The organism is Xenorhabdus budapestensis, assembly GCF_002632465.1.
Lineage (GTDB): Bacteria > Pseudomonadota > Gammaproteobacteria > Enterobacterales > Enterobacteriaceae > Xenorhabdus > Xenorhabdus budapestensis.
In genome coordinates this window covers 71,525-84,633 of record NZ_NIBS01000014.1, presented here as the reverse complement: position 1 = coordinate 84,633, position 13,109 = coordinate 71,525, and the positions used below count along the sequence as shown (strand labels likewise).

At 49.1% G+C, this 13,109-nt stretch carries 1 protein-coding gene; it reads right to left on the bottom strand.

Going from position 1 to position 13,109, the window contains the following annotated elements; all coding sequences use genetic code 11:
- Nucleotides 1-4: 4 nt before the first annotated feature.
- Nucleotides 5-13,105: a non-ribosomal peptide synthetase gene (locus Xbud_RS12975; RefSeq protein WP_099136456.1), complete on the bottom strand. Its 13,101-nt coding sequence runs from the start codon at nucleotides 13,103-13,105 to the stop codon at nucleotides 5-7.
- Between the last annotated feature and the right edge of the window lie 4 nt (nucleotides 13,106-13,109).

Genomic DNA, 13,109 nt, shown 5'->3' with positions numbered 1-13,109 from the left:
TTCTTTATTTCCGTTCCCGTGCGACACGTTTTATGGTGTTTTGAGGGCTTGTGTTATGAGAGATCGTGTTGTGACGAACGCTATCTCCCCCGGTCATACGAGACTCCAGTAAATGAGCAAGCTGTTTAATTGTCTGGCATTGCAAAAGTTCAGCCAGAGAGATCCTGACTGCCAGTTGCTGTTCAATACGGGCAGCAATGCGTAAGGCGTGTAATGAGTGCCCTCCTAAAGCAAAGAAATTCTGGTCACATCCAATCTGTTGTTGTTGCAGTACCTCACTCCAGATATCCCTGAGACGGCTTTCCAGCGGTGTTTGCGGGATATGTAAAACGCTGCCCTCCTGTTTTTTCTGCTGTAATGCTTTCTGCTGCAACTCAGACAAATATTCCGGCAAACGCACCAACAAAGCCTGATAATCAATCTTGCCATTCGTGGTTTGAGGCATCTCATCCAACAGTACAATGGCGCTCGGCAGCATATGCGTGGGCAATTGTCTGCTGAGAAAATCAAGTATTTGTTCTGACATCTGTCCTGAAAATGGCTCTGAAGATACAGCATTGGCTTTCGCTGCTGATTTAAGGGACACGCAAGCTATTAGCTGTATCTCGCCCGGTTTGTCAGCATTAGCAAGTCCTGAATAAGCCAGCACAGCACTTTGCTGAACGTGGGGATGCTGCATAAGTTGAGATTCAATCTCTCCCGGTTCAATACGATAGCCACGCAGTTTGATTTGTCGGTCACAACGACCGAGATAGAGCAATTCACCATCCGGCAAGGCGCAGACCCGATCTCCTGTGCGATAAATCCGCACTTTTTCGTGTGGCACTTCCTCTTGTGACATACCTTCTTGTGAGATGCCCCCCTGTGGAATTGATATCGTGATGAATTTTTCTGCGGTTAATTCAGGGCGATTCCAATAACCTCTTGCCACACCCAATCCACCGATATACAACTCTCCTGCCATGCCGAATGGGGTTGGAGACAAATCTTCATTAAGTACAAACAGGCGAGTATTAGCGATTGGCAGACCAATCGGCATCGTGCCCTGTAAGTCCTGATGTTTATCTGCACGATGAACACAACACCCGACAACCGTCTCTGTGGGGCCATATTCGTTGAACACACCAATATCTGCTACATCAGTCAGCCATTCCTGTACTGTTTCACAACTCAGCGCATCTCCCCCGATTACCAATGAATGGACACGGGATTTCGCGGCAGCATCCAGATATTCCCCCAAAATGCCAAGATGGGCAGGCGTGATTTTCAACAGATGCCCACCCTGCTTTTGTGTTAATGAGGACTGTGGTAATGAAGACTGTGGTAATGGTTGCTGTAATATCTCCGCCATTGAAGCGATATCCGCATCATCCCGTATCACGGTGATGGTGCCGCCATGCAACAGAGGCAGATAAAGGCTGGTTAATGTGGCATCAAAACTGACGGATGAATGGAACAAGCTTTGGGTATTCTCAGTTACCTGATAACGCCAGCAAGTATCGGTCAAGTAGTTAATCAGACTACGATGTTCAATCATGACGCCTTTCGGCATTCCTGTAGAGCCGGAGGTGTAAATCAGATATACCAGTCCATTTTCATCATCAGTCACGGGCGGTAAAGATTGTTGCGATAAAGAACACGTCGGAACAGGCTCTGGTTCCTGATCCAGTGCCAGTACAGCAATTTCAGGAACAAGAGCCGCAGCCAACGCCTGATGGGTCAACACCAGACAGCTTTGGCTGTCAGACAACAAATAAGTGACCCGCTCTGGGGGGTAAGAGATATCAATTGTCACATAACAAGCCCCCATTCTGCTGACTGCCAGCATGGCAGCGATATAATCCAGACTGCGTGGCAAATAGAGCGCAACTCTGTCGCCCGCATGAATCTGACTGTGATGCAGGCGGAGGCTGATCTGTTCAACCTGCAGCTCCAATTCCGCATAACTGACTGGCTTCTGTCCATCAATCACGGCAATCTGTTGGGAAGAACGTTGCACCTGACGGGCAAACAGGCTATACACATTACCCGCAAAAATCGGCAATACCGGCCCCTGCCATTGGGTCAGCAATTGCTGTTTCTCCTGCTGATCCAGTAATGCAATATCTGTCAACACACCAGCCATATTATTCATTAACTGGGTCAGAATGCGGATAAAGTGCTCTGCCAGACGAGCTACGATAGTTGCATCATACAGACCCGTGTCATAGACCAGCTCGCCATGCAGGTTGTCAGAGAACGCCGTGACCAATACCAATGGGTAATTCGTGCTTTCCGTGGCCTGTGTGAATTGAAACAGGTTTTCCTGTGCACCGGATTGCGGATAATTTTCAAACACCAGCAAGGTATCAAATGTCGGCAGACCACAAGTGGATTTCAGATCCGCCAGCGAGATATCACTGAATTTTTCATGTTCCCGCTGCTGCTGTTGAATGGCACTCAGCCAATTGACAACGGGTTGATTCATATGACTGGTGATATGAATAGGCAATGTACTGATTAACAGTCCCACCATTTTATCGATCCCGGCTAATTCTGCCTGACGGCCGGATACTGTCATGCCAAACAGACATTCATCCTGCTGGCTGTAACGTTGTAACAGTAATGCCCATGCCCCCTGAATCAGGGTGCTGATGGTTAAACGGTGACGACGTCCGGTTTCTGCCAACTGACCGGAAAGTTCTGTAGACAGACTAAATGAATGTCGCTGTTTCAACTGACTGGCTGTTCTGACCGGGTGAGCCGCGGGCAGCGGTGTTACTGCATTGACATCAGCTAATTGCGCCTGCCAATAATCCTGACATGCTTTACGGCTCTGCTGTTGCCAGCGAATAAAGGATTTAAATGCCGGAGCAGGTGACAAGATATCAGCCGGACGATAGTAGAAGGACTCAACCGTTGTTAATAACAGTCTGACTGACCAGCCATCAAGCATGGCATGATGATGGCTGAACAGAAGTTGTATTTGTTCAGCCGGGAGTTGCAGTACGGTAATACGGAATAACGCACCATGTTCCGGTATAAACTCTTCCGCCAGATCTGCCGCCAACAAATTTTGGCGATGCTGTTCCACATCAGCCGGATTATGCAGCCGTAGATCATGTTGCCGCCAATCCAGCTCCTGCTGAGGCATCACGATTTGCAATGGCTCACCGGCAAGGCTCATTTCAAAACGGCTGCGCAGGATAGGATAGTAAGCCACCGTCTGCTGCCATGCTTGCTGTAGACGGGTAATATCCACACCATAAGACTGATTCTCATCAGATTTTTTATCAGATAAAGTAAAACACAACTGTTCGTGATACAGCCCGCTGCCTTGCCCAGCCATAGAGTGGAACAGCATTCCCTCTTGGGTATAAGTCAACGGGTAGATATCTTCCATCACGCCATACCGTTGCTGCAACTGGCGCAATGTTTCGGCATTCAAACGGGTAAGCGGGAAATCAGATGGTGTATAAGTGGTCTGAGTCTGTGCCATACAATGTTCAGTCAGCCGGATAATCTGCTCTTTCATCGCCATTGCCAACTTATCAATGGTTTCATGCTGATAACACTGGTGGTTATACCCCCACTCTATCTGCAATTGTCCCTCATCAATGTAGCAATCCACTTCCAGCGCATATGACCTTGAGTTATCCGCCGCATGACGATGCGCCAGTCCGATATCCTCAGCGCCCTGTAATGGTGTCTGATGGAAGGTACGGGTAAATTGTCCCAGATAGTTGAAGCAGACATCTGCCGCGGGGATAACGGGCAACTGATTATTGGTGGATGTCTGGGTATAGCGGGAATAGCGCAGTGCGCCATAACCTGTTCCGCTATAAGGCACCTGACGCACCGCTTCTTTTACAAGCTGGAGCAGTTGATCAGGCGGACAAGATGCAGGTAGTGACAGCAACAGAGGATAAATGGCCGTAAACCAGCCGACTGTCCGGCTGACATCCACATTTTCATGCAGGCTTTCCCGTCCGTGTCCTTCCATATCCACATGCAGTAATTCAGAACCACTCCAGCGTTGCAGTGTTGCTGCCAGCGCTGCCAGTAACAAGTCACCAACATGGGTACGGTAGGCGTGTCCGGTGTGCTGAATCAGATTTGTGGTGGCTGTGAGATCCAGTGCTAACCGGTATTTAGCCGACTCTTTAACTAAGCCGGGGAAAGGTTTTTCTCCCCGATCACAGGGCAGCGGAAGTACAGTTTGATTCAGTTTTTGTTGCCAGAAATGATATTCATCCTGTGACTGTTCAGATTGAGCATAATCCGCAAGGTGAGATGACCACTCAATCAGAGAGGCACTTTTTGCCATCAGACGCGGGTTTTCCCCTGCCAGTAATGTCCGATAGTAATAACTTAAGTCCTCCGTGATAATGCGCCATGAAACACCATCTATCACCAGATGATGAACTGCCAGCAGCAGATAATCCCCTTCTGTGGTAATAAAATGGGTTGCGGTTAATAACGGACCATGTTCAATATTCAATTGTGCCTGACGTTCAGCAACAGCCTGTGCCAGAGCTTCCCTTGCCGGGTTTTCTGTGATCTGACATTGTTCTATCTGCCAGTCTGTAACAGGTTCTCCTATCTGCCCATACCCCGGCCCATACCCGTTTGCCAATGCGAAACGAGAGCGCAAGCCATCATGTTGATTGACCACCAGAGCCAGTGCCCGCGCCAGAAGTGGTATGTCGGTTCCCTCCTCCAGTGCATACAGATAAGACTGGTTATAGTGGTGCGGATTAGCATGATGATGTGCAAAGAACCAATGTTGAATTGGCAGTAAAGCGTATTCTCCCTGCACGGGTTGACTATTGTCCTCAGCGTTGCCATCAACATTATTTACTTGTGTCACCACAGCGGCTAATCCCGCAATAGTAGGATAATCAAACAGCATTTTCGGCGCGATCCGCAGACCGATCTCCCGTACTCTGAACACTATTTGCAGGCTGAGAATGGAATCTCCTCCCAGAACAAAAAAATCATCATCAATCCCCAGATTTTCCTGATCCAACACTTGTTGCCAGATTTCTGTCAGTTGTTTTTCCAGTGCCGTCACCGGCATCCGGCGAATAGTGTGACGGAGTTGCTCAGTTAAAGGGATTTGTGTCAGAACCTTACGATCAATTTTGCCGTTAGCTGTGAGTGGTAATGTTTCCTGCAAGATCCATTGGGTAGGACACATATGTACCGGCAGTCGTTGATTCAGTTCCTGCCGCACATTTTCCAGATCTGCCACAGCAGGTGTGTTCATCACCAAATAGGCCACCAGATGCTGGCGTCCATAAATGTCCCGCATACCCGCTGCCGCCTGAGCAACGCCCTGACAAGCTGCAAGCTGAGCTTCGACCTCTTCCAGTTCAATCCGGTAGCCATGCAGTTTAACTTGCTGGTCTTTACGACCGAGGAACAGTAAATTTCCGTCTGGCAGGTAACGCGCCAAGTCTCCTGTCCGATAGAGTTTTTCCTGTGATAAAGGAAAGAAAGGATCGGTGATAAATCGGCTTTCAGTCAGATCAGAACGATTGAAATAGCCCAGACCCACTCCAGCCCCACCAATGTACAGTTCACCCACTGAACCGAACGGCACCAGTTGCTGACACTCATCTAACAGATAAAGCCGGGTATTAGCTATCGGACGACCAATCGGCAGTGCACCATCCCCTTTTACGTCTCCGGCCAGTATGTCGTAAATACAGCAGCCCACGGTGGCTTCCGTCGGGCCGTATTCATTGATGATCCTGACCTGCGGAGCATGTTGCCGCCAGAAACGCAATGCGCTGGCAGAAAGGCTTTCTCCACCAATCACCAGCAGTGGTATCCGGCCTGCGTGTTCCGGCAATAATTGCTGGCTAAAGAGTTCCAGGTGAGCGGGAGTGATTTTCGCCATTGCCAGATCCGGCAATTGTTGCCATGCCTGTACCAGTGCCGGAATATCATCCTCTTCAGGCAGGATAAACAGGGTTTGCCCCTGTAATAACGGCAGGAACAGGCTGGTAATCGTCGCATCAAAGGAAATAGAGGCATGGAAAGTATTTCCCCGTTTAGTCAGATCACCATAATGTTCACAGGCATGTTGCAGATAGTTTCCCAAGCCCCGGTGTGGAATGATGACCCCTTTTGGCCTGCCGGTAGAGCCAGAGGTATAGAGAATATAAGCAGGTTGTTCCGGTGAAATCGCAATATCAGGATTGGGGATAACAGCCTGATTGTCTGTTACTGGCTCTAAGGTAACTGGTTCTAAGGTAAATTGCCCCGGCGTCAACAATACAATATGATGCGATGGCAACGCTAATCTAGTGGCCTGTTCATGAGTCGTAATCACCTGTGCCACTTGTGCATCTTCCAGCATAAAACGGGCACGTTCTGCCGGATAGGTACTATCAACCGGTACATATGCAGCTCCGGTTTTCAGTACCGCCAGAATCGCTACCACGAGCATGGCTGAACGTGGCAGGCAGATCCCTACCTGTGAACCCTTACCAATCCCCTGGGCCAGTAAATCACTCGCCAGCCGATTAGCGTGTTGGTTAAGCTGGTCATAACTCAATGCTAACCCTGTTTCATATTGCTCACACAGGGCAATCGCCTGTGGTGTTCTGCACACCTGTTGTTCGAACCATTGATGCACCACCGGGTGCAACAGAGGTTGTGCTGTGGCATTGAGATCACTCAACTGCTGTTGCCGTTCCTGTGGTGACAACATTGCCAACTGATAGACAGGCTGGTCTGGCGCACGACACAGGCTATCCAGCAAACGGGCATAATGTGTCACCAATTGCGCCACAATTTCGGGTGCAAAGCACGCCTCACGATATTCGACCGACAATAACAGGTTATCCGCTGTTTCCTGTACAAACAGGGTTAAATCGAATTTGGCTTCTGGATTGTCTATTGGCTGACTGTCTATAGCGTAAGTACGAAGTTGTTGATTGGCCTGTTGCTGGTGCGCATTAAACACAAACATGATCCGGAACAGAGGAGCAAGCGAACGTTTCTCTGCTGGCAGAACAACATCCACCACCTGTTCAAACGGAACGTCTTTGTTAGCCATTGCCTGATTCAGCGTCTGTGCACTATCAAACAGAAATTCAGTAAACGGACGGTTGATATCGACATTCTGACGTACCGCTAAGGTGTTCAGCAGAAGCCCGATAACCGATTGCAGTTCTGGCCTGTCACGCAGAGAAACAGGTATGCCAATAACGATATCTCCCGTTGTGTCACCTTCACTGCTGTAGCGCTGCAACAAGATCTGGAAAGCCGCCAATAACAGGGTAAACAGTGTCGTATCCTGCTGTTGTGCCAACCGGCACAGCGCTTTGGTCTGCTCAATGGACAGCGGCAGGCGATGGTAAGCGGCTTTCGATTCTTCAACAGGTGCATGATACTGCTGAGGTAATGTCACCACTGGCGGTAATTGCTGATATACCTGACGCCAATACGCTAATTGGCTATGCCAAATTTGTTGCGCTTCAGGGCTGCGCTCCCATGCTGCAAATTGCAGGTAATCAGGAACAGATGCCTGCTGGATGCTCTCTTCTGACAGATTATTTTCTTCTGGAAGACCATTCGCTTCTGACTGGTATAGCGACAGTAATTCATCATCAAGCTGTGCCAGTGCCTGTTCATCTACCAAAATATGATGCAGACAGACAATCAGGGCACTTCCCTGCCGTGCATCCGTCACCAGCAACAGGCGGTACAATGGTTGTCCAATTAGCTGGAACGGTGTCTGCATCATACCAGCGGCTCGCTGCTGTAACTGCCGCTGCCACTCCTGTTCATTCTGTACTTCAATAATTTCATGCGGGCAGGCCGGTGACTGCTCACTGTAATATTGCCGGGGCGTGGTTCCCTCCATCCGCAGACGCAGATTGAGCGACGGATAGCGACGGAACAGCAAGTTTACGCTTTTCTGTATCCGTTCAACCTCCACGTTAATTTCAGCCACATTACCGTCATTCTCCTTGCCGGCAAGCGTTTTTATACTGGCAAAGGTTTTGATACTGGTGATGTGGTAACGACAGCTATCAGGATAAAGTTGGTCAAGGAACCACATCCGTTGTTGAGCAAAGCTCAATGGTGCATCGTGGATCACAGACAGATTTAATGAACCCGTACTGGCTGTTGAATCTACTCTCTCAGCCAACCGCATTGGAGTTCGGCAGATAAAAACATCGCTGACTTTGAAATGCAGCCGGAACTGGCTGGCAAGTATAGCTACCATTTTGGCTGCTAATAGAGAGTGCCCACCTGCGGCAAAAAATGAGGTATTACGGCCAATCGCCTGATGCCCCAATAAAGTCTGCCAGACCTGGATAATCGCCCGTTCTGTTTCATTCTGAGCGGGTTCAACAATGGCTTCGCTCGCCTGCTGCATCGGTGTAGAGAAGCGTTTTCTGTCCACTTTATTATTCGGTAATCGGGGGAATTCGTTCAGAAAGACGTAGCAGGAAGGGCGCATAAATTCCGGCAGAGATCTCCCCAAATGTGACTCGATCTGTGACTGGTCAAGCGTGGTATCAGGTTGGGTGAGTATATAAGCAACTATAGCACTGGCATTCAGGTAATCTTCCCGCACCATCGCCACCGCATCAGAAATAGCCGGATGCTGACGCAGAGCGCTTTCAATTTCTCCCAGTTCTATACGATAACCCCGGATTTTTATTTGTTGGTCAATACGTCCCAGATAATCAATATTACCGTCTGCCTGATAACGAGCCAGATCGCCGGTACGATAAAGGCGGGCATCAGGCCGGGAGCTGAACGGATCGGGGATAAAACTGCGTTCAGTCAATTCTGGTCGGTGCAGATAACCTGTAGCGACTCCAACACCGCCAATGCAAAGTTCACCGGCGACGCCAATCGGTAATGGTGCGCCATATTCATCCAAAATCCAGACCTGAGAGTTGGGGATCGGACGGCCAATGTGAATATGGTCATCGTCCATCGTCAATTCAGCATTGGTTGTCCCTACTGTTGCTTCTGTCGGGCCATAGGAGTTAATAAAGCGGCGGTTTTTGACCCATTTATGCAGCAGATCCACACCACAGGCTTCCCCGGCTACTAACAGTACCTGCAAATCAGGTAATTCAGCTTCAGGCAGTGCGGCTAGTGCCGATGCAGGCAATGTGACATGAGTAACACGTCGCGTAATAAGTTGTTCCAGCAGATCTGGGCCAGGCATGATTGCGAGACGGGGAGCCATTAATAATGTGCTGCCAGTACAGAACGCCATCAGGATTTCCCAGATGGAGGTATCAAAACTGAAAGAGGCGAACTGGAGGATCCGGCTGTTCGGTGGTACAGCCAGAAATTCAACTTCTGTTTCTGCCAGATTGCACACACTACGGTGTCGGATAGGCACGCCTTTCGGTTTGCCGCTGGAGCCTGAGGTATAGATGATATAGGCGGTATTTTCTGCCCGGACATCTACCCGTGGATTTTCAACACTGAATGCTGACAGTTGAGGCATCAGGGTCTCAAGGGAGAACAAAGGAAGGTTGCAATCCTGATAACGTGCCATAAATTGATCTTGTGTCACCAGCAGATGCAAGCCGGCATCTTCAATCACATAACGACTGCGATCCAGCGGATAATCAGGATCAATCGGTACATAAACTCCACCCGCTTTCAGGATAGCCAGAAAACAGATCACCAGTTCCAATGAGCGTTCGACACTTAATCCGACACAAACTTCTGGCCCTACCCCTTGTTGGATCAGAAAATAAGCCAGTTGGTTGGCACACTGATCCAATTCAGCATAAGTCAGCGACTGCTGACCGAATTCAACTGCAATGGCTTCTGGTACACGCTGCACCTGACGCTCGATAAGCTGGTGAATGCCGATATTATCGCTGAATGGGCGTTCAGTCTGGTTCCACTCAGCCAATTGCTGTTGCTGTGCAGGACTGAGCAGAGAAACCCGCCCGATGGCCTGTTGCGGTTGTTCGATCAAGTGCGGCAGAAAATGGCAGAAGTTTTCCACCATGCGGGAAATCGTCTCTGGCAGAAAACGATCACTGGCATACTCAAATATTCCCTGTAATTCCCCCTCTTCACGCCACATCTCCAGTGTCAGCTCATACTTGGCGATTTGCATATCCCACTGGCGTAACGGAGAAAGTTGTACAGCCCCCATTCGTTTACCGGTAACCGGTATATTCTGGTAGGTAAACAGAGTCTGGAACAGCGGAGAAATCCCCGGATGATGATTATCTTCCCCATTATTTTGTAATAAATTGCCTTTTAGTAGAGGTAGTAATTGGCTAAACGGCATATCCTGATGCGCAATGGCATCAATAAAAGTGGATTTAACTTGGGCCAGCAGTTGTTCGAATGATTGGCTGGTATCAACCTGATTGCGCATCACCAATACGTTGAATAACAGACCAACCGGCTGTTGCTCCTCACTGTAGTGACGGTTGGAAACGGGTGTTCCCAACAGAATGTCGCTCTGACGTGAATAACGTGCCAGAAATGCAATAAATCCGGCCTGTAAGATCAGATAAGGAGTGACACCATACTGATAGGCTAATGTATCAATCTGTTCATGGAATGCGGTGGGCAGGCTGAATGGCAAACGCCCTCCCTGATAACTACGTATGGCCGGTGTCGGAAAGTCATAGGGTAATTGGATCAGCGGTAGTGTTCCTGCCAACTGACGCTGCCAGTATTGACGGGCTGCTACGCCCGCAGTCCCATTGATCCGCTGATGCTGGAGGCGTGCATGTTCCCGTTGACCATAACGAGCGGGCTGGATCTCAAGTGCTTTCCCTGCTTGCAGCAGGCTGTAATTTTCCAGTAACTCATCCCACAGTCGTTTCACTGACTCGTCATCCACAATTAAATGGTGGAAGACCAGTACAATCAGATGACTATGTGGCCGGAGTGTCAGCCCTGTCATGCGTAGCAATGGCGGCTCAGTTAATTCAAATGGCAAGGTCGCAAATTGGCTGATAATGTTTTCTGCTTGCGCTTGAGCCTGTGAGCCATACTGGCTCAGATCCTGCCAGATTACCTTCGCAGTAACCGGGCTGGCAGAAAGCTGTTCTGCTACCTGCGCAATGATATCCCCTTTTTGCATCAGAAAACTGGTTCTCAGTACATCATAACGAGCGATCAAAGCGTCAAGGGATTGTTGTAACCGCTGATGATTCAGTGCTCCCTGCCACTGGACAGCATAGGCCATGTTATAGATCGGGCTGGAAGAAGCAGTCTGTTGGATCAGGTAAATACCCTGCTGTTCATAGCTGGCAGTATGCGGGATTACCGTTATCTCCTCTGCTATCCCTTCTGACCGCTCATCAACATTCAATATTGCTGCACACTGGGCAAGCGTGGGGTGCTGGAACAGTTCACCAAAACGCAAACTCAACCCCATTTTTTCCCGCACTTGTGCAATCATGCGAATTGCCTGTAAGGAATCCCCTCCCAGTGCAAAAAAACTATCGTCACGCCCGATTTGTTTGATATGCAACAACGATTGCCAGATAGCTGCCAGCTTTGTTTCCCGTTCTCCCTGTGGGATAACAATATGCTGTCGGTTTTGGTATGTCTGGCTGACAACTGGTGCTTGCAGTGCCTTGCGGTCAATTTTGCCATTGGATAACAGTGGGAACAGTGACAAGAACTGATAGTCAGCAGGGCGCATAGCGGCTGCCAGATTGGGGGCCAGATAGCTATCTAATGCTTCTGCCGTTACTGTCATTTCCGGTGCCAGACGGATAAATGCCACCAGCCGCACACTTTGTGACGGTTTATGCGACTGTTCAAACGCCTGTACAATCGCTTGTTGTACCGCAGGATGTTGTTCAAGCAGACTCTCTATCTCTGCCGTTTCAAGGCGCTGTCCATTGATTTTGATCTGAAAGTCATTACGGCCAAGCAGGATCAGATCCCCCTGCTCATCAATACGTCCCAGATCACCTGTCCGGTAAACTGGCTGACCAGCCAGTTCCCCTTTTTCCGGGGTGATAAAACGTAAGTTATTTTCAGACTCGGCTGACAAGTAACCCGCACTCATAAAGGGAGTGCTGATCCATACTTCCCCTTCGGTGCCCGCCGGAATTGTTTCGCCCTGCTCATCAACGACGACAATGGTGGTATCGTCTATGGGTTTACCGACAGGGATCAGCGCACGTTGAACATCTTTCTCTGTAACACGATAGTAGACTCTCGCCAGTGTAGTTTCTGTCGTCCCATACAGGTTGATTAATTGGGTGTGTTGCAACTGACGCTGGTAAAACAGCTCTACCAGTGATCCTTTGAGCATTTCACCCGACAGAACGGCATACCTCAGAGATTGCAGGTCATCACTGGATTGCGGACACTCCAGCAGAACTTGAAACAAAGAAGGAATAAGGTGGGTAATGCTGATCTGTTGCTCACGTATCCAATTCAGCAATTCTTGCGGCGAATAACGAATATCGTGGGCAGGAGGAATGCACAGTGTTGCCCCGTTGAGCAAAGGCAACAACATATCACGCAGGAAAGGATCGAACATCTGGTTTATTAATTGGCTGACTTTGTCAGCGGGCGTCAGATTCAGTTCACGGCTTTCCCAGCGGATAAAATGCAATAAGCTGTCTTCGCGCCCTAATATGGCTTTAGGTTGCCCGGTTGAACCCGATGTAAAGTAGACATATGCCGGTTTGTTATGATGGATACCACTGTTGTTATGTGTACTGGCAGGCTCTCCCACAAATAACGAAGGAATTGAATGGTTTTCCTGTACTTCATCAGCCAGCACCAGCGAATAATCTTCTGACAAATGCTCCAGCAGGGGCAACCATTGACGGCAAGTGATAATAGTTGCACCACGGAATTGTGCCAATAATGTGGCAAGGCGCTGTTCCGGTAACTTAGGAGATAATGGAACAAACACTTTGCCAGTTTTCATGATGGCTAATGCTGCCGTTATCAGAGAAATACTCTCTTCCATCAACGTTATGACGTACTGACTCTCAGCCTGATGATGCAGCGTATGGCTGAGTCTGGTAACGCGCTCTGACAAGGTACGATAGGTCAAGCTTTCGTTTCCCTGTGTCACCGCGATATTTTCCGGGAAACGTACAACGATTCGCTCAAATTTGGTTGAAATCACCATTAGC